The sequence below is a fragment of the Plebeiibacterium sediminum genome (assembly GCF_026013605.1).
GTDB classification, from domain to species: domain Bacteria; phylum Bacteroidota; class Bacteroidia; order Bacteroidales; family Marinilabiliaceae; genus Saccharicrinis; species Saccharicrinis sediminus.
Genome location: NZ_JAPDPJ010000003.1, coordinates 58284 through 77519, shown reverse-complemented (window position 1 = coordinate 77519; position 19236 = coordinate 58284). Strand labels below are relative to the sequence as shown.

The window sequence follows — 19236 nt, the reverse complement described above, 5'->3', positions numbered from 1 at the left end:
TATCATATTAGAGCTTGCTGTTTACAGCAGGCTTTTTTTATGCCAATCTATATCATAAAATACAAGTCATAAATAAGCATTTTTTGTATATTTCACCATTATTTCATGGCGTTTGGTAAAATTCATCTTGATAACTGGATTAATTCTTATATTTTCATCATGATTTCATCAAAAAGCAATGACAAAAATTCAAACTAAAACAACCGGACTATTTATTTCAATTGCAGTAATTGCTGCTGTTTTAGTTGCATCATTGGCTTTATTGAAGAGCAGTCATATTTTAAAGGATGATGCTGTTGAAAAAATGCTTTACCAGGCCCAATATCAAGCCAGCACCTTTGAACAAGAATTGGCCCAGTTACGATCTATCACTCAATCCATTGAAGCATCCCTGCTTACTATCTATCCGGAAGAAGGTATAAATGAGAATAACATTAACATGGTTAAGAAAGACTTAACAAAACACATGTTAATGATTGGGAAAAAGATGGAAGCACTTAGCATGTGGGTTGTTTTTAATCCAGAGTTAGTTCCGCAAGACCAAAACATCGATTTTTACGATAAAAACCGAGATGGTAATTTTGTAAAAGCAGATCCTTATAACATTAATAATTTTGATTTGGAATCTCACACCATGAAATGGTGGACAGATGCTATTACAAATGGAGAAGTATGGACTGAACCATACTATTGGGAAGATTGGGATATGGAATTGATTTCATATTCTAAAGCTATTTACGTTGATTCTGTTTTCATAGGATGTGTGGGATCTGATATTGATTTCACAAAAAAAAGAGCAGAATGGTCAGGTATGAGTCTTTACAATAGTGGATATCTTGTTCTTATTAATCAAAACTTCCATTTCATACTTCATCCTCAATACAATAACGACGATGCCATTGAAACAATCCCAGGCAATGTATATAACTACCTAAATGATAATGTATTTAAAAACAAAAGTGGCCATATAAACTACGATTTATTCGGTGTAAAAAAAGTAATGACCTTTCAGAATTTAACAAACGGATGGGCTTTACTGGCTGTTGTTCCACTTAAAGAAATATATGAACCAATTTATGATACCGGGAACACCTTACTTATCATTCTGGTTTTAGTTATATTAATTTCTATAGGCATTGCCATGTTTTTTAGTAAAACCATTACTTCTCCAATAGAACGACTTGGAAAATTATTTAACGAAGCCAAACATGGTAATCTTGAGGTAAGATGTAATCTTAAAACCAACGATGAAATACAAAAGCTGGGTAATCAATTCAATTATTTTCTGCAGCAAATGCAAACTATGATTGATCAGTTAAAAGAAAAAGAAATTAACCTTACCAAAGCCAAGGAAAAAGCTATTGAATCTGATAAATTAAAAACAGCCTTTCTTGAGAATTTAAGTCACGAAATCAGAACTCCGCTGACAGGAATAGTTGGATATGCAGAGTTATTAAATACGGATGGTTTTTCAAAAATTGAAAAAGCTGAGTTTCTATCTACCATCCAGCAAAACAATGATAACTTGCTGCAATTTGTTGAGGATGTCATCACATTCTCAAAACTAGAAAGAGGTATATTACATCCTAAAAATAATGAATACAATCTGGATCAATTATTCATCAAGATACATCAAAACTTAACTCCTCCTTTCGACAGTAAAAACGAGAACATCACATTTAAAACCATATTACCTCCTAGTCAAACAAACATATGTATTAACACCGATTACGATCTGGTTATTAAATCTCTTAAAATATTACTCGACAATGCCTATAAATTCACTATAAAAGGTGAAATTATTATGGAATGTTTTATAAAGAGTAATAAATGGGGATTTGAGATTAAAGACACAGGCATCGGTATACCTAAGGAGTTTCATAAATTAATTTTCAAAAAATTCTACAAATACTCCAGTGATAAAACTAAAATATACAGGGGTGTAGGTATGGGATTAGCTATTGTTGCGGAAATCGTGAAGATTTTTAATGGTAGTATAACAGTTCATTCAGAAAAGGATAAAGGATCTAATTTTATTATTGAATTTAACATACCCGCAGACTCAGACTGTTGATAAATTCTATCAATAATTCTTATCAACCTAACTCTATATTCAATATATTCGTGCCCCCTCCATTTATTAATCATTAATTGCATTTAAATGAATTCTTTAAAAAGAAGACCTTACACAATCACTTTTGTTTTCATCATCACCCTACTCCTGGTTAACAATAAAACTTATTGTCAGGATAATAAAGATTATGATACATATACAGAAATTGAAAACATTATATTAAGTAAAGACACAACCCGTTTAAAACAAATATTAAAAGAAAATAACCTTGATTATAATTCTGTTATTTACAATGTAACTCCAATCTTCTTAGCATGCCATAAACCTGACAGTACTTTTATCAACTGGTTATTAGAACAAGGCGCTTCACCAAACATTATTTCACGATACGGTACTGTGGGAAACTGGTTAATTGAAAAAGAAAATCATGAGAATATCTTTAATATGCTGCTTGACTATGGTTTTGATCCAAACATTGAAAGCATGCAATATTGGAAAGAAAAAGAGTTAACAAACCCGGAAGATGTTCCGGAATGGTTAAAAAAATCATTTAAGAAAATTGATGCGCATAATTTAAAGACAGAACACCTACCCTATTTTGCTTACATTGATCCTGCAGATGGCTTAATACTGGCTGCTTCAATATATGCTGATTCCACCTTAACATTAACCAAACGCCTACTGGAATATGACCTGGATGTGAATATGGTAGATAAAAAAGGTATTACTCCATTACTAACTGCCATACACTTTTGTAATACAGAAGCCATACAACTACTTATTAAACATGGAGCTAATGTTAATCAAGCGCTTGAACCACCTATTATGGATATGTACAAAAACAACCCTAATTTTACAGATCAATTAACTCCGTTGATTTTATTTATGAAGAATCTGGAAGAAAAACCAGATTTGATCAATAATAAGGAAACCATTAACACTTTAAAAACTCTATTAAAAGCTGGAGCAGATATTTCTTTTCAAACAGTAAATAGTAAAATTACTGCCTTAGATATTGCTCAATCAATTCACAACAAAGAAATATTGCATCTGTTTAAGAAGTACTCTAAGTAAAAATTATAAAAAAATTGCAAAACAATATTGAAGCATATAAATCAATATATCAATAACTTAAATTACACGATAAAAGTTTAATCATACAAAAAGTGATGTTAAAAAGCATAAATTCACAAAACTTCTTAAACTTTTTCATTACGTCCATGTTTAACTTTCAAACAAATAAAATATACAATGAACAAGACAAATTTAAACGTAACATTTGCTGGTAACCCAGTAACTATATTAGGAAACGAAATTAAAGTTGGTGACAAAGCTCCTGACTTTACTGTTATAAATGAAAAACTAGAGTCTGTTAAATTATCAGATTTCGATGGTAAGGTAAAAGTACTTGTAGTATATCCTTCAATTGATACTGGTGTTTGTGCAGCTCAAAACAGAAAATTTAATGTAGAGGCTAACAGCTTAGAAGATGTTGCTGTACTTTCAATTTCTGTTGATTTACCATTTGCTCAATCTCGCTTTTGCGGAGCTGAAGGATTAGAAAACATCATTACTCTTTCAGATCATAAAGATTTAGACTTTGGTGAAAAATATGGTTTTGTAATTGAAGAATTCAGATTATTAACTAGAGGTACTGTTATTATTGATAAAGATAACACCGTAAAATATGTTGAGTATCTTCCTGAAATTACAAATGAACCAGATTACGATGCAGCCTTAAAAGCTGTAAAAGAGTTAATCTAAAGTATCCACCCCATAATTTGAAAAAGCTGCTTTGATTTAATTATGCAAAGCAGCTTTTTTATTTATTCTATTTTTTGAAAAATCGCTTTATTTTATCTCTTAAAGAATATCTGTCTTTTATACTTTTTACTGGTTCTACAATTTCTTCGCCGTAAACAGGAATTTGCCTGTGTTTATTATCATATCCTTTTTTAGGAATGCTAATTTGTAAAATACCATTTTTATATTTTGCTGAAATACGATCAGCATCCATATCATTACTTAGATATGTTTCTCTAATAAAGTGTTCTTCATTATAGCGCTTATTCTTACTGAACAAACCATTGTTCTTACTATTATTTATCCCTTCTATTCTAAGTATATTTCCTTCAACCTTAATATTTAATTGACGCTTTTTAAAACCAGGAACTTCGTATTCTATTTGATAGGAGTCTGGTAGTTCTTTAATACTTTCAAATACTGAACTTCCATATATTACTGGTTCAAAAATATCAAGGTCAAAAAAAGGACTAATACCATAAAAAGGATTATAGCATGATATTAGTGTTTTCATTTTGATATAATTTTATGGTTGATTTTACACAAACATTATTAAATATGATTCATTTTAAGAAAGGGCAGATATAATCCGCCCTTAATCATTATCATTACTCCAGATAGAAGCTATCATAATTATTTAATTTCAATTTGTTTTGTTGGTTTTGGTTTTACTTCATCACGTTTTGGCAAACTAATATGAAGAATACCATTGTCATAATGAGCTTCTATTTTCTCAGCATCTACAATATTTTGAGCCACAGTAAATGATCTTTGGAACGATTGATAACTAAATTCTCGTCTTGTTACTTTTTCTCCGTCCTTTTCTTCTTTCTCATTCTTTTTCTCAGAAGAGATAGTTAATCTACCATTGTCGTAATTAACTGAAAAATCTTCTTTTTTTAGTCCGGGAGCTGCAACATCGATTAAGAACTCATTCTCATTTTCCTTAACATTTACAGCTGGTAATGTAGAATTTGTGCTTGAATAATTTGAACTATTCCAATCCATCAATTCTCCATCAAAAAATCTATCTACTAATGAAGGAAATGATGGAAACCAATTGTTTGATAATTTTGCAAGTGTCATAACTAAATCCTCCAAATATTTAATTCAACATTTAATTGTTATTCGCATCTATGTTAGATCAAATTAAATGCCGTAAATAAGGATAAAACACCTGTATTTTAGTAAAAATCTGTTTTTCAATCCGTTACAAGAAATCTGCATTTTTAATCATAAAATACAAAATTCATTAACGACAAAAAGACAGCTACAATACTCACAACTAAGCCTTTATGACACAATTAAATGTCATTTTTTCAGTTTTTAGCACTAAAATATCAGTCTGTAATTTCGGTGGTATACTTATCAATAACACAAGCCACAGAAGCATCTGCTATTGTACATTTAGTAATGTTATTAATTAAGATTGCTAATGTATTCTAAAATTTGACAATTACAAAACTATACATAACTTAGTAAAGATTTTAACGAGGCAACTAGGTAGTTGTCTTTTTTTTATTTTTCCCATGATTCAAAAAGATAGTAGAGTAGAAATAACAACAATAGATGAGTTCAATAATAAATTTGAAAAATGGGGAAATGGCACAAGAGGTTATCAAATTGAAGATGCAATAATTAAAATTCCTTTAACACATATTGGTAAAGTAAACTTCCTATCATGTAGAAATGTAAAATTTGAGAAAGTTGTACAAGTGTATTTTGATGACACATCTGATATATATTTCCTTGACTCAACTTTCACAAGTAATATACACTTTCATGGCAATATAAATGGCACTTTCACATTTAGTAAAATTCATGTTAATTCGCTTAACCTTTCCAACCTTAACTTTAATGGCAACGCAAACTTTAGCGATATAACAATTGATCATAAAATATACATTGGTGAAAATGTTACTTTCTACAAACCTACCTTTTTTTATCTACTCCATAATGTAAATGAAAAGGTGAAGGGTTTGCTTTTTCAAGATGTATCTTTTGAAAGTGACGTAAGATTTACATGTTTTTATATAGATGAATTATACTTTGATAGATGTCGGTTTAATTCATACTGTTATTTCCACAGTTGCGAATTAGGTTATTTAAATATATCATCTTCTGAAATTAACTCCACAATAAATCTAAATGAAGTTAATATTCAAAAAGGAGCACGAGAATTGTATCGTATGCTTAAACATGAGATGATTAAAATTCATAACAAGATTGAAGCATTAAGATATCATTCTAAAGAGATGGAAGAATATAGGAATGAGGTAAAAAGAAAAAAAACAAACAAAGGAGATAAACTTATCCTATGGTTAAATAAATGGTCCAATCAATATGGTTTAAATCCTTGGAGAGGTGTTTCTTTTGTACTTGTCCTCTCCGTAATCGGATTCTTCCCACAATTATTTCTATTAAAAGAAAGTTATTTCTCTATGAGATGGACTAGTTGGTCAGACTTCCTAGAAGTAACAGATACTACAATTAAATATTGGATAACTTACCTAAATCCCGCTCATAAAATAACATATATGGATGATTTCAAACCATATGCTTTAGCTTATTTTTGGGGTAACCTTTGGCGTATTGGTGTTGCTTTTGGATATTATCAAACTATTCAAGCGTTTAGAAAATATGGCAAATGGTAAAATCTAATCCCGATTAGCATATTCATCGATAATTACACTGACAGAAGCATCTCCAGTTACATTTACAGTTGTTCTGACCATATCTAAAATACGATCAACAGGTAAGATAATAGCAATCCAGGCAGGATTTAAACCTACGGAATTTAAAACAATCATTAGCATCACGATTCCTGCACTAGGCACAGCTGCTGAACCAATACTTGCTAAAGTCGCAGTTAAAACCACTGTAATTTGTTGTCCTAAAGAAAGATCGATCATATGCATTTGCGCTAGAAAAACAACGGCTACTGCCTGATACAAACTGGTTCCATCCATATTTACAGTTGCTCCGATAGGAAGTACAAAACCTGCTGTTTTTTTATCAACTCCAAGATTCTCCTCAACACACTCAAAAGTAACAGGCAGTGTTGCAGCACTTGAACTTGTAGAAAAAGCCAAGGCTTGCGCCGGACTTATTCCTTTTAGAAAATCAAAAAACTTACGTTTAGGAACCAACAACTTAAGAATAGTTGGATAAATGACGAATGCCATTAACAAAAGACCAATTAATACAGTAAGTGCATACCATCCCAAGCCTTTAAAAATCTCAACGATTTTAGCAGGATTATCACCTGCAATATTATTGACAACTCCTGCCATTAAAGCAAAAACAAAAAATGGTGCACCTTTCATAATAATATCCACCATTTTAATAAATACTTCAGAAGCTCCATCAACAAACTGAATAACCACCTGAGCCTTATCAGACGGAATATACAGAAGGGCTATACCAAAAAAGATAGCAAAAAATATTATCTGCAACATGGATCCATTTCCAGCTAATGAATTAAAAATATTAACCGGAACCAGGTCTACCAAAGCAGCTAATGGACCTTCTTTTTTATTTGATTTATATTTTGAAGTAAGGTCATCTTTTAGCTCCTGATTTAGCTGTTCTGTTTTCTTTTCTACTAATTCCTTATAAACTGGATTTTCCGATAATCTAATATCATCTCTGATATCCACATCTTCATGTAATGCCCATAATTCATAAGCAATTCTACTTTCTGTTCGTACCTCATCTGACAGTGCTTTTCCTGGTGCAAAAGTATTAACCAATACCAGGCCTAAAGAAACAGCCAGCACTGTAGTAAATAAATACAGTATCAAGGTTCTAATTCCCAACTTCCCCAAATCTTTAGGATTACCCAGGCTAACTATTCCACTTATAATCGAAAAAAGAATTAACGGGATTGCAATAAGTTTTAGCAAATTGATAAAAATGGTACCAAAAGGATTAATCCAGTCTTGCGTAAAGTTCTGCCATCCTAAATATCCTGATAATATTGCCCAAAGAGCTCCTAATACAATTCCAAAAATTATTTTTATATAAAGGGGTATGTTCTTCATCATTATTTGCAGAGTTTTTGAGAAAAAAGAAAAGAGATAATAGAATATCTATTATCTCCTGTATTTAAGTCTTTATTTTAAGAATACATTTTATTCAAATAAATCATATCAACCATAACCATAGCAGCCATTGCTTCAACAATAGGTACTGCTCTTGGCAATACACATGGATCATGACGTCCTTTTACGGTAGATACAATTTCTTCACCTTGTTTATTGACTGTATTTTGCTCTTTTAAGATGGTTGCAATAGGTTTAAATGCCACATTCATATAAACATCTTCTCCATTGGTAATACCACCTTGTACCCCCCCTGAACGATTGGTTTTTGTACGAATTTGATCACCATCCATATAAAATTCATCATTGTGCTGAGATCCTTTTAGTTCTGTAGCTTTAAAACCTAAACCATATTCAAAACCCTTTACAGCATTAATTCCCAGCATTGCCTTACCCATTTGGGCGTGAAATTTATCGAAAACAGGTTCACCTAATCCAATTGGAGCATTTTTAACCACACAGGTAATAACACCTCCAACAGAATCTTTATCTCTACGTACCTGATCAATATATTCGATCATCTTATCAGCAACCTCTTCATCCGGACAGCGAACAATGTTACTTTCAATTTTTGTAAGATCTAATTCCTGGTAAGATTTTTCAAGTTTGATACCTCCCACTTGTGAAGTATAAGCAGCTATTTCAACACCGTACTTCTTTAAAATAAGTTTTGCAATAGCTCCGGCCACTACTCTTGCAATAGTTTCGCGAGCAGATGAACGACCGCCTCCCCTGTGATCACGAATTCCGTATTTACTTTGATAAGTATAATCTGCATGAGATGGACGATACACATCCTGAATATTGCCATAATCTTTTGAACGTTGATCGGCATTCCAAATAACAAAACCAATTGGTGTTCCTGTTGCTTTTCCATCTAAAACACCCGAAAGAAGCTCAACTTTATCTTTTTCATCTCTTGGTGTTGTTATTGCACTCTGTCCTGGTCTTCGACGATTTAATTCGCCCTGAATAAAATCCATATCCAATTCCAAACCAGGCATTACACCTTCAATTACACCACCAACAGCCTTACCATGAGATTCACCAAAAGACGTTAGTTTAAAAAACTGCCCAAAAGAATTACCTGCCATATTTTTATAAATTATAGATTAATGAAAAACTACAGAATTCAATATGAATTCAAACTCAGTAATCATCCTTAACCTTTATTGAACGCTTAAATAAGCTATTTTTATGATTTAAATCACAAAAATAAAAAAGTTATTGTATAATAACCTGTCCGAATGGTTATAAAAATGAAAAAGCCCATTTTCAATTGAAAACAGGCTTTTTTAATATTTTACATGATCGACATCCTAAAAAAGAATGTTTAAACCATATATTCTTTCTGCTAATTAAGAACATCCGCAACCACCTGATCCTGAACCATCAGAACCACAAGCGCCGCTTTCACATCCTGTTTGCTCGCCGCTACCACAACCGCAACCAGAACCACATCCACCGCCTACAACAGCCATGATTTCTTCGTCAGTTGCTTCACGAACTTCGTTAATAGAACCTGAGAAGAAAAGATCATCACCTGCTAATGGGTGATTAAAATCCATTTTAACAGTTTCATCAGTAATTTCTAATACGATTCCGTTCAAACGGTTTCCTTGAGCATCTTGCATTGGTACCATGTTTCCAACTTTAATTAAGTCTTCATCCATTTTACCATCTACTTCAAATATATTTCTTGGAATACTTACTTTCGCTTCCTCATTAATTTGACCATAAGCCTCATCAGCTTTAAGTTCAAATTTAAATTCCTCACCAACTTTTAAACCTTCCAATTTATCTTCGAACATTTGAAGCATTCTTCCTGTTCCAAAAATAAATTCAAGAGGCTTATCTTCAGTAGTCTCTTCTACAACCTCACCCTCAAATCCATTCAATCGTAACACATAAGAAAGAGTTACCATTTTGTTTCTTGAAATTTCCATATGTATTTCTTTTAATAATTTCTGTATCAAACATCTTTATGCAAAGAAAGCGAGTTTTTTAAAATAAACAAAAATTACGCTTACAAAAAAAGACTTAAAAATCCGAAATTAAATCGCTGCATCCCTTTGCATACCTTATATATCTATATTTAAAAAGCTTTGAGCGTATTAAAACATTTTGAATACTTTAACATTTGCTCAGTATAATTTGTATTATAATCTACTTCTACATCAACAAGTTCACTGCCGTTTTTCACTAAATTCATGTTCGGATTAAGGAATCCGGTAAATGGTGGAACTTTTAGTTTTTCGAATCTTTCTAAAACTTCTTTATGCAAGTCATAGTCTATTTCAACACCATATCCCTCCACAATATTTTTTGCTGCCTCGTAATCGCCTTCTGATTTGATTCGCTGAATTTCTTTTAATAATTCTCCAAATAACTCATGTAACTTATCATAGTCCTGTATAACAAAATAGGTTTTTCCATCTTTAGTTTCCTTTTTAACCACTTCATTATTACCCTTTTCAAAAACCCACTTGCTGATAAGTTGGCGATTTCGCATATGTGCCTGCTCGACCTTATCTCCCAATTTAATTCTTGTTATTTGAGTTAGTAAACCATTACGCAAATAACTGTTATAATGTGCTTTCGCAGCATCTAAATCCGGTATTAAATCCAACTCCATAGCCTTTGGATGGTACATGTAGTATAAACCATATAAATCAGCACGTGTTTCTTCAATTACAGAACCAAACGACTTTAGCGAATCAGAGGTAACTCCGGGCAACATTTTTCCTGAGCCATGACCTACACATTCATGCAAATGCGTATGTAAATTATCAGACACAGATCCATATTTTTTTTCTAATTCCACCTCCTTCTCCGAAAAGCTAAATTCTTCTGAAAAACCAGTACTTAGAGATGCTTTATGATGTGCATTAGAAATATTGGTTAATGTAACAGATTTTGATCCATGTGCTTCTCTGATCCACTCTGCATTTGGCAAGTTAATACCCAGCGGACTAGCTGGATAACAATCACCCCCCAATGTTACTGCATTAATCGCTTTTAATGAAATACCAATTATTTCATCTTTTTTAAATTGAGGATCAACCGGAGCATGCTTTTCAAACCAATTGGCATTTTTGGCAATAATCTCGGCTCGTTTTGTTTCTTCTTCATCTTTAATTTGAACCAAGCCTTCCCATGTTGCTTTCCTTCCCATTGGGTCACCATAGGTTTCAATAAAACCATTGATAAAATCAATATCACCAGAAAGAGCTTTTACCCAGAGTATATTAAACTCATCAAAAGACTCAAGATCACCTGATGTATAAAAATTAACAAGTGCATTTATAATTTGAACCTGCTCCTCATTTTCTGTATAATCTTTAGCCTTTTCCAGGTTTTCAATAATCACCTCAATTGCAGAACCATACAAACCACCTTTTTTATATACTTCTTCTTCAACTTCAATTCTTTTAACAAGTTTTGAATTTAAACCAAAAGATATCTTTTTATTTACAGCATTTTCCTTTTGCATTTTGTAAAAATCCTCTACTTCAGCCTGGTTTACTCCCTCATAAAAATTATTGGCAGAGGTTGTGATCAAATCTGACTGGGGATTTGTATTTACTCTCTTAGCACAAAACTCAGGATCAAATATTAACTGAAGCAATATTTGAATATTATCAGCATCTAAATGCTCTTGTGAGATATTATTATTACCAACTTTTAGTTGATCAATCCAACCTTTAAAAGTTTGCTGACTAAAAGAAGGTGTAAACTTATCTGTACTGTAATGATGGTGCGGTCCCGAAGCAAACCAAACTTTTTTCAGATAAACTAAGAAATCCTGCCATTCGGGATTTTCCTGATCTTTAACATTTAAAAGAATTGCCTCAAGAACATCGCGAAGGTATAGATTATACTTTCCATGCTGATCCCATAAAATATCTCTACCGGCTAATGTTGCCTGACTTAAATAATAAATATATAATTTCTTTTTTAGCTCTAGTTTTTCAAATCCAGGTATCTCATACCTTAGAATTTTTATATCGTCAAATTTTTCTGCAAAAACTTCCATATTTTCTTTTCACTTAAAAAATCATTTTCAATTTTGGATCTGAGCACAATACCGCAAGTCATAAAAAACTTGTAAGCATTAATTACAGCTCAATTCCTCAATTCTTTAATAATATAAACACTATAATGTCCTAATGGTTTCCTGATGACCGAACATCTACATCTTTATACAGAACCCACCTCCCTTTTTCAAGCACATAGCTATCATATGAAAAATCAGGTCCATACAAGCGATAGTTACCTTTATATAAACTACTTGGAGGAGATAAATGATCTAAGATAAATCGTTCATTATGTTTTTCATATTTCAACATCATATTTGTGCTTGCCGAATACTCAAAAACCAGTCTTTTATCAATTACTCTATCATTTTGAAATACAGAATAACCAAATTTTGGAGTTATATTATTAACCACAACCAAAGGATCTACAACCTTCTTCTTGGTCATTTCATCATTGGGTTTAAATCCTATTAAAGCATAATACACACCATAGTTTTTATCTTTTACTGAAACCATATCATAATATACCGCTCCATACCATTTTCGTGGAGAAAGAACAGCTTTTTCCGGAGACCTCATTTTTTCAGATGCATCCTGCAATTCATAGTACTTAATTTCACCATCCTTTTCTTTAGTTACTACAGCACCGTAAAACTTATGAGTTGAATTTGGTAAAGGAATATTCCAGGTACAAACCTTAACTTTTTTATCATCAGATATTAAAGTAGATATCCTTGTCAGTCCTATAAATTTATCATTAAAATACTCCTTATTAGCCCATAAAATATTCATCCGTTTAAGGATCGAATCGTTAAGTGCCAACTTCTCTTCTTCAGTATCTCTTTGTTGTATCTGTTCAAACATGCATATAGAAGCAATGTCGCGGTATTCGCGATAGATTTTACCGTCAGCTTTAAATGAAAAGGTTAATGGATATAAATCAATATCTCCTTCAGTTAACCTTGCTAAATGTAACCTGAACTCACCTACTCCTCTCTTATCTTTATGCGAAAAACTTTTGTCGTGAAAATGTAAGACCTGTCTGTTATAAACTCCCCCAAATACTATATACCAATCTAGCCGATATACAATCCCATCCTTGTAGGTATTATAATAAAATACCCTGTATTTTGAATCGCTTGACTTTGTAACCTGAATATATGCGGAATCTGGTATGGATGTATCTTCATTATAAGTTTTAAGAAAAGTACTAAACACTTTTTCAAATTCTGCTAATTGATATTCTTTTTCATGTGGATCATCCAGATGGGAAATATCTCTTACTCTTTTCTCCAGATTTTCCATCTTTAGCTGAGCATGAGAAGAACTTCCTACTAATAAAAACAACAAAACAATCAGCCTACATATATACATTGTTATATATTTTAATATATTTGTAAAAATATTTATACTTCGAAATTATGAAGATTTGGGAAAAAATAAAAAAGCAAAATTTTAAAAAGCTGGCACTTGGACTTGTTATTGGTGGATTGGCTGGGTATGCCTATTACTATTTTGTTGGATGTAACTCAGGTACATGTCCCATTACATCAAACCCTATGAATAGTATTCTATACGGCTCATTTGCCGGACTTGTAATAACTGTTAAATAATAAAAAAACAACCTGAATTCAATATTAGATTGAATTCAGGTTGATATTTAGCTTTTCTAAAAAATTTAATCCCAGTTTAGTATTACTTTTCCGCTATTGCCCGATTCCATCACATCAAAACCTTTCTGGAAATCATCAATCTGAAAACGATGTGTAATCATTGGTGTTAAATCAATTCCTGTAAGTAACATCTGCTCCATATGATACCAGGTTTCAAACATCTCTCTGCCATATATTCCTTTCAGGGTTAATCCTTTAAAGATGACTTTAGTCCAGTCTATTTGCGTGGTCGATGGTTGAATTCCCAAAAGTGAAATTTTACCTGAGTTATACATATTGTCTAACATAGAGTTCAAAGCAGCGGAATTACCTGAACACTCCAATCCTATATCAAAACCTCTCATATTCAACTCTTTTACCACATCATTCAAACTCTCTTTTAATGGATTCACAACTTTAGTAGCACCCATTTTTCGAGCTAATTCAGCACGATATTCATTGGTTTCTGTTGCTACAACATATCTGGCACCTGCAAATTTTGCAATCGCAATACACATGCTTCCTATTAATCCGGAACCTGTTATCACCACATCTTCTCCAATAATAGGAAAACTTAAAGTTGTATGAGTTGCATTACCGAATGGATCCATAATAGAAGCGATTTCATCTGAAATATTTGGGTGAACTTTCATTACGTTATAGGCCGGAACTTTTACATATTCAGCAAATGCTCCATTTGTATTTACGCCTATACCTATTGAATTTTCACAAATATGTTGTCTTCCTCTTCTACAGTTTCTGCAGTGTCCACAAGATATGTGCCCCTCACCAGTAACACGGTCACCTTCCTTAAACTCAGTTACTTCAGACCCTACTTTTGCTACATATCCAACGTATTCATGACCAATAGTCATTGGCGTTTGAATCGTTTTTTGAGCCCATTCATCCCATAGGTAAATATGCAGATCAGTACCACATATAGCAGATTTTGCAACCTTAATTAAAACATCATTTACACCTATTTCCGGTAAATCTATTTCTTCCATCCAGATTCCTCTTTCTGGTTTTGCCTTTACCAAAGCCTTCATCTTTGCCATATCCTAGCACAATTAAATGTAAAATTTTAATAATTCAGTATTTTATACAAAGCAAACAACTTTATAAAATACAACAATGTAAAGGTGAGTATAAGTTAATCATACTTCAATGATAAATCTCAATGATTAACTATTCATATCCCCTATTTATCTCTTAACCATTTATAAAATTCTAATTGTGCCCTAAACTCCGGTTCATCGGACTTTTTACCTCTTAAAGTATTATCCATAGCATTATTCAATATTCTTGAAGAACAATTATCTTTCCTTTGCATATCAAGCATGGTTAATATTTCTTTCTTCAACTCCTTATTATAAATTGGACAAGCCACTTCAATTCTTCTATCTAGATTTCGGGTCATAAAATCAGCGGAAGAAATATATACTTTTTCATCACCTCCATTACAAAAAACAAGAATTCTTGAATGCTCCAGGAATTGATCTATTAAACCAAACGATTCGATTGCATTTTCTGGTTTATCAAATTCAGAAACTAATGAAAACATTCCCCTGACATTTAAAATCACCTCAACACCAGCTTTTTTTGCTTCATATAACAACTGAATCAAATCATAATCTACCAGGTTGTTCACCTTTATATATATATATGCCTTTTTACCTTTTGAAGCATATTCCATTTCTTTACGAATATAATTTTCTATTGTACCTCGCAAAATAAAAGGAGAAACCAAAAGATGTTCAAATGTGGGTATATTATAATTTTTGCTGAAGAATTCAAAAACTGAAGAAACCTCTTTTGCAATTCCTACATGTCGAGTTAGCAGAAAATGATCGGCAAAAATATTTGCAGAATCCTCATTGAAATTTCCGGTTCCAACACCCGCATAACAGACTAAATTACTTTTTTCTTTACGTGTAACTAAACAAAGTTTTGAATGTACTTTTAATCCTGGCACACCAAAAATCACTTTAACTCCTGCTTCCTTTAATTTATTAGCATAAGATATATTTGCCTTTTCATCGAACCTGGCCTGCAATTCCATTACTGCAACAACTTGTTTTCCGTTTCTGGCAGCATTTCTTAAAGCTTTCATTACTGCAGAGTTTTTTGCTACCCGATAAATTGTTATTTTAATATCGCGTACATACGGATCTATAGAGGCCTCACGCAAAAAATCAATAAAATGAGAAAATGAATGATAAGGATAATGCAATAATACATCCCGTTTAGTTATGATTTTAAATAAGGATGTTTGAGGTTGAATTTGCTTATGATAAATCGTAGGCAGTGAGTCATAAGTCAGGTTCTTAGCTCCAAATTTAGGAAAATCAATAAAGTCTTTAAAGTTATGATAGCGCCCTCCTCTAATCACTGCATCTTCAGTTGTATAATCTAACTTTTTGAGCAACAACGAAAGCATTTCGTCAGGCATATTTTTATCATGCACAAATCTTACCGGACTTGCTTCTTTTCTTCTTTCAAGACCTTTGGATATTTTCTTTACGTAGCTTTCTGATATATCATCATTAATATCTAATTCGGCATCTCTGGTTAATTTAAAAGTAAATGCTGAAATACGGTCAAACTTAAACATGTAAAAAATATCCTTCAACTCATATCGGATTACATCATCCAAAAGCATTACATATTTTTTACCGTCGTTTGAAGGTAGCAAAACAAAACGATCCAACGAAGATGGTATTTCAATCAGTGCATAATGATCTTTCCCATTGAGTAACTCCTGCAAATAAACACCTAAATAAATTCCGTTATCAGATAAATCAGGTAATTCACGTTTTTTAGAAATAATGATAGGCATTAAATTACCCCGCACTTTCTTTTGAAAATATTTTTTGACAAAATTTCCCTGATCCTCTGTCAGATCAGTTTCATTGATAAGATATATACCTTCTTCCTGTAATCCTTCAATAATATCGTCATAAGTTTTAGCGAACTTACGCGATTGTCTGATTACCTCATTATGTATATCCTTTAGTATATCCTTTGGAGCGCCTCCCTCAAAAACTGTATTTTTATCCAGCTGCACAATTCTTTTTAATACGGCTACACGAACTCTAAAAAATTCATCCATATTATTAGAATAAATGCCCAAAAACTTTATGCGTTCTATTAGCGGTACATTTTTGCGCGAAGCTTCCTGTAATACTCTATCATTAAAAGATAACCAGCTAATTTCCTTACTTCTAAAGTTTTCTATTGTCATACCTATCTCAAATTTATTGTTTTAAGGAATAAATCTATATTCTCTTATTCGATAGATTAAAAATAGAAATTATCTGCCAATTGAAAACAGTAAAAACTCATAATTTACGATGAACATTTTATTAATATTCGGGTTTAGACAGACAAGTTATCTGAGTTTTAAATAAATAATAATAAAATATATGTCACGTAAAAGATTAAATCTGCACGAAATATTAGAAGTTCGTCATTTAACAGACTCTACTTTTGTAATACGTTTTGAAAAAAACGGGATGGATTTTAAAGCTGGTCAGCATGTTTGTGTTGGACCTCCAAACGGAATCCATACCAGAGAATACTCTATTTATAGTGCCGAAAATGACCCGTTTGTTGAGATTTTAGTAAAAGAGGTGCAAAACGGTTTGGTTACTCCGGTTTTAAAAGGATTAAAAGCTGGCCAAAACGTTGTGGTAGAAGAACCTGTAGGTTATTTTACTTTACAGGAAGAAAAAATTAAATCAAAGAAGTTTTTATTTATCGCAACGGGTACAGGTATTTCTCCTTTTCATTCAATGACCAAAAGTATTCCTGAACTGGATTATAAAATTTTACATGGGGTAAGAACTTCTCAGGAAGGATACGAACGTGATGAATATAAGAAAGATCGCTATATTCTTTGTTCTTCAAGAGATCAAAGTGGAGATTATACCGGCAGAATTACAAATTATTTAAAAGAAGTAATGATTGATAAAGATTCTGAAGTATATTTGTGCGGAAATTGTAATATGATTCATGATGCTTATGATATTTTGGAGGAAAAAGGAATATCTAATGAGCAGATTCATGCAGAAGTATATTTTTAATGCTAAAGACTAATTAATCTGAAGATTAACCTCTTTCAGATTATTTTTCTTTATATAAATTATCAAAACAAAGAATTGTGAAGTACTTTTTACTGACATTGGGATGTCAAATGAATTTGAGTGACTCGGAGCGTGTGGCGTCAGTACTGGATGCAGCAGGATGCACTAAAGTAGATAATGAAGAAGATGCCAATATTATTGGTATTTTAGCATGTTCGGTGCGTCAAAAAGCGATTGACAAGGTTTACAATAAAATTTCAAAATGGAATAAATGGAAGAATAATAAAAATCTGATTACTTTCATTTCCGGTTGTATTCTTCCTGCTGACAAGGAAAAGTTTTTAAAATTATTTGATATTGTTTTTGCAATGCCTGAATTACCCCAGTTCCCTAAAATGTTAGGAGAATACGGTGTTACAAATCCTTTATCATTAATAGCAGAACCCAATAATACTATTGATGAAATTCAATTATTTTGGAATGTAAAACCTAAATACGACTCAAATTTTGAAGCTTTTATTCCAATTCAAAATGGTTGTAATAAGTTTTGTACCTATTGTGCAGTTCCATATACACGAGGCCGAGAAGTTTCAAGACCATCTCAGGAAATTCTTGATGAAGTAAGAAGTCTTGCCGAAAAGGGTTATAAATCCATAACGCTTTTAGGACAGAACGTAAATTCTTACGGACTGGATAAAAAAGGTGACGAATTAACGTTCCCTGAACTACTTGAAAAAGTGGGACAAATTGGAGAAGAAGTTAATAAAGAATTCTGGGTTTATTTTACTTCACCACATCCTCGCGATATGACAGATGATATTTTCCATATCATTGCAAAATACGATTGCTTAGGAAAACAAATTCATTTCCCAATTCAAAGTGGAGATGAGAAAGTACTGATTAAAATGAATAGAAATCATTCATTGGAAAAGTATCGCAAAACCATGCAATCATTCAGAAGCATTCTTCCTCAGGCCACTGTATTTACTGACATTATTGTTGGTTTTACTGATGAAACAGAAGAACAATTTGAAAATACGCGAAAAGCGATGGAAGAGTTTAAATACAATATGGCTTATATTGCCATGTATTCTCCTCGCCCAGGTGCAGCTTCTTACAGATGGGAAGATAATATCCCATTAGAAGAAAAGAAACGCAGATTTGCTGTATTAAGCGATGAACTTCAAAAGCATACTTACGAATACAACAAGTCTCTTGTAGGTAAAACAATTAAAGTTTTGATCCGTGAAAAAGATCGCAAACCTGGTTATTTATCAGGACATACAGCAGGTAAAATTGTAATTAGATTAGAGTCGGATGACTTAAGCTTAATTGGACAAATCGTTGAACTTAAAGTTACAGGTGCAGCAAGATTTTCAATTGAAGGAGAATTAGTTGAAAAGACAGTAAACTGCTAATCTGCAATAAAAGATATTTCATAGCTGGTGGTTAAGTAACTTCCAGCTATTTTTTTGTCTGTAC

The 19236-nt window shown here is 32.2% G+C and carries 16 protein-coding genes; 7 read left to right on the top strand and 9 right to left on the bottom strand.

Annotated features, from left to right (window positions below; translation table 11 throughout):
- Nucleotides 1-178 precede the first annotated feature (178 nt).
- From OM075_RS02925 to tpx, 3 genes are all read left to right on the top strand, one after another.
- Complete coding sequence (locus tag OM075_RS02925; RefSeq protein WP_301188972.1) at nucleotides 179-2074, top strand: ATP-binding protein; 1896 nt, start codon at nucleotides 179-181, stop codon at nucleotides 2072-2074.
- Between the two features lie 87 nt (nucleotides 2075-2161).
- Nucleotides 2162-3148, top strand: coding sequence for an ankyrin repeat domain-containing protein (locus OM075_RS02920; RefSeq protein ID WP_301188971.1), 987 nt, complete (start codon nucleotides 2162-2164; stop codon nucleotides 3146-3148).
- 177 nt (nucleotides 3149-3325) lie between these two features.
- Nucleotides 3326-3838: a thiol peroxidase gene (tpx, locus tag OM075_RS02915; protein ID WP_301188970.1), complete on the top strand. Its 513-nt coding sequence runs from the start codon at nucleotides 3326-3328 to the stop codon at nucleotides 3836-3838.
- A gap of 67 nt (nucleotides 3839-3905) precedes the next feature.
- On the opposite strand, the gene OM075_RS02910 is transcribed toward tpx, so the two are convergent.
- Nucleotides 3906-4391, bottom strand: a complete 486-nt coding sequence (locus OM075_RS02910) for an Hsp20/alpha crystallin family protein (RefSeq protein ID WP_301188969.1) — start codon at nucleotides 4389-4391, stop codon at nucleotides 3906-3908.
- 119 nt (nucleotides 4392-4510) lie between these two features.
- Entirely contained in the window at nucleotides 4511-4963 is a 453-nt protein-coding gene (locus OM075_RS02905) for an Hsp20/alpha crystallin family protein (protein ID WP_301188968.1), read from the bottom strand.
- Between the two features lie 443 nt (nucleotides 4964-5406).
- On the opposite strand from OM075_RS02905, the gene OM075_RS02900 reads away from it, so the two are divergent.
- Entirely contained in the window at nucleotides 5407-6531 is a 1125-nt protein-coding gene (locus tag OM075_RS02900) for a hypothetical protein (RefSeq protein ID WP_301188967.1), read from the top strand.
- A 3-nt stretch (nucleotides 6532-6534) separates the two neighbouring features.
- Here the strand turns inward: OM075_RS02900 and OM075_RS02895 are convergent, their stop codons facing one another.
- From OM075_RS02895 to OM075_RS02875, 5 genes are all read right to left on the bottom strand, one after another.
- Complete coding sequence (locus OM075_RS02895) at nucleotides 6535-7923, bottom strand: dicarboxylate/amino acid:cation symporter (RefSeq protein WP_301188966.1); 1389 nt, start codon at nucleotides 7921-7923, stop codon at nucleotides 6535-6537.
- Between the two features lie 74 nt (nucleotides 7924-7997).
- Entirely contained in the window at nucleotides 7998-9074 is a 1077-nt protein-coding gene (gene aroC / locus OM075_RS02890) for a chorismate synthase (protein WP_301188965.1), read from the bottom strand.
- Nucleotides 9075-9338: 264 nt separating this feature from the next.
- On the bottom strand, nucleotides 9339-9926 hold the full coding sequence (locus OM075_RS02885) for an FKBP-type peptidyl-prolyl cis-trans isomerase (protein ID WP_301188964.1): 588 nt from the start codon (nucleotides 9924-9926) through the stop codon (nucleotides 9339-9341).
- 149 nt (nucleotides 9927-10075) lie between these two features.
- Nucleotides 10076-12016, bottom strand: coding sequence for a dipeptidyl-peptidase 3 family protein (locus OM075_RS02880; protein WP_301188963.1), 1941 nt, complete (start codon nucleotides 12014-12016; stop codon nucleotides 10076-10078).
- A 130-nt stretch (nucleotides 12017-12146) separates the two neighbouring features.
- Nucleotides 12147-13391 (bottom strand): hypothetical protein, encoded by a 1245-nt coding sequence (locus OM075_RS02875; protein WP_301188962.1) that lies wholly within the window; start codon nucleotides 13389-13391, stop codon nucleotides 12147-12149.
- A 47-nt stretch (nucleotides 13392-13438) separates the two neighbouring features.
- On the opposite strand from OM075_RS02875, the gene OM075_RS02870 reads away from it, so the two are divergent.
- Nucleotides 13439-13630: a DUF6132 family protein gene (locus OM075_RS02870; RefSeq protein ID WP_301188961.1), complete on the top strand. Its 192-nt coding sequence runs from the start codon at nucleotides 13439-13441 to the stop codon at nucleotides 13628-13630.
- Nucleotides 13631-13695: 65 nt separating this feature from the next.
- Here OM075_RS02870 and tdh read toward each other — a convergent pair whose 3' ends face one another.
- Together tdh and ppk1 are read right to left on the bottom strand one after the other, a co-directional pair.
- The gene (tdh, locus tag OM075_RS02865; RefSeq protein ID WP_301188960.1) at nucleotides 13696-14727 is read right to left on the bottom strand and encodes an L-threonine 3-dehydrogenase; all 1032 of its coding nucleotides are present in this window, start codon (nucleotides 14725-14727) and stop codon (nucleotides 13696-13698) included.
- 143 nt (nucleotides 14728-14870) lie between these two features.
- The gene (gene ppk1, locus OM075_RS02860) at nucleotides 14871-16913 is read right to left on the bottom strand and encodes a polyphosphate kinase 1 (RefSeq protein ID WP_301188959.1); all 2043 of its coding nucleotides are present in this window, start codon (nucleotides 16911-16913) and stop codon (nucleotides 14871-14873) included.
- Between the two features lie 181 nt (nucleotides 16914-17094).
- Between ppk1 and OM075_RS02855 the strand changes: the two genes are divergently transcribed.
- Together OM075_RS02855 and miaB are read left to right on the top strand one after the other, a co-directional pair.
- Nucleotides 17095-17754 carry a ferredoxin--NADP reductase gene (locus OM075_RS02855; RefSeq protein WP_301188958.1) on the top strand — a complete coding sequence of 220 codons (660 nt, stop codon included), beginning with the start codon at nucleotides 17095-17097 and terminating at the stop codon, nucleotides 17752-17754.
- Between the two features lie 77 nt (nucleotides 17755-17831).
- Nucleotides 17832-19172 (top strand): tRNA (N6-isopentenyl adenosine(37)-C2)-methylthiotransferase MiaB, encoded by a 1341-nt coding sequence (gene miaB, locus OM075_RS02850; RefSeq protein ID WP_301188957.1) that lies wholly within the window; start codon nucleotides 17832-17834, stop codon nucleotides 19170-19172.
- Nucleotides 19173-19236 lie beyond the last annotated feature (64 nt).

What these genes read in the sequence shown, in the direction of transcription:
- OM075_RS02925 (WP_301188972.1), top strand. Translation starts at nt 179, where the DNA reads ATGACAAAAATTCAAACTAAAACAACCGGACTATTTATTTCAATTGCA.
- OM075_RS02920 (WP_301188971.1), top strand. Translation starts at nt 2,162, where the DNA reads ATGAATTCTTTAAAAAGAAGACCTTACACAATCACTTTTGTTTTCATC.
- tpx (WP_301188970.1), top strand. Translation starts at nt 3,326, where the DNA reads ATGAACAAGACAAATTTAAACGTAACATTTGCTGGTAACCCAGTAACT.
- OM075_RS02910 (WP_301188969.1), bottom strand. Translation starts at nt 4,391, where the DNA reads ATGAAAACACTAATATCATGCTATAATCCTTTTTATGGTATTAGTCCT.
- OM075_RS02905 (WP_301188968.1), bottom strand. Translation starts at nt 4,963, where the DNA reads ATGACACTTGCAAAATTATCAAACAATTGGTTTCCATCATTTCCTTCA.
- OM075_RS02900 (WP_301188967.1), top strand. Translation starts at nt 5,407, where the DNA reads ATGATTCAAAAAGATAGTAGAGTAGAAATAACAACAATAGATGAGTTC.
- OM075_RS02895 (WP_301188966.1), bottom strand. Translation starts at nt 7,923, where the DNA reads ATGATGAAGAACATACCCCTTTATATAAAAATAATTTTTGGAATTGTA.
- aroC (WP_301188965.1), bottom strand. Translation starts at nt 9,074, where the DNA reads ATGGCAGGTAATTCTTTTGGGCAGTTTTTTAAACTAACGTCTTTTGGT.
- OM075_RS02885 (WP_301188964.1), bottom strand. Translation starts at nt 9,926, where the DNA reads ATGGAAATTTCAAGAAACAAAATGGTAACTCTTTCTTATGTGTTACGA.
- OM075_RS02880 (WP_301188963.1), bottom strand. Translation starts at nt 12,016, where the DNA reads ATGGAAGTTTTTGCAGAAAAATTTGACGATATAAAAATTCTAAGGTAT.
- OM075_RS02875 (WP_301188962.1), bottom strand. Translation starts at nt 13,391, where the DNA reads ATGTATATATGTAGGCTGATTGTTTTGTTGTTTTTATTAGTAGGAAGT.
- OM075_RS02870 (WP_301188961.1), top strand. Translation starts at nt 13,439, where the DNA reads ATGAAGATTTGGGAAAAAATAAAAAAGCAAAATTTTAAAAAGCTGGCA.
- tdh (WP_301188960.1), bottom strand. Translation starts at nt 14,727, where the DNA reads ATGGCAAAGATGAAGGCTTTGGTAAAGGCAAAACCAGAAAGAGGAATC.
- ppk1 (WP_301188959.1), bottom strand. Translation starts at nt 16,913, where the DNA reads ATGACAATAGAAAACTTTAGAAGTAAGGAAATTAGCTGGTTATCTTTT.
- OM075_RS02855 (WP_301188958.1), top strand. Translation starts at nt 17,095, where the DNA reads ATGTCACGTAAAAGATTAAATCTGCACGAAATATTAGAAGTTCGTCAT.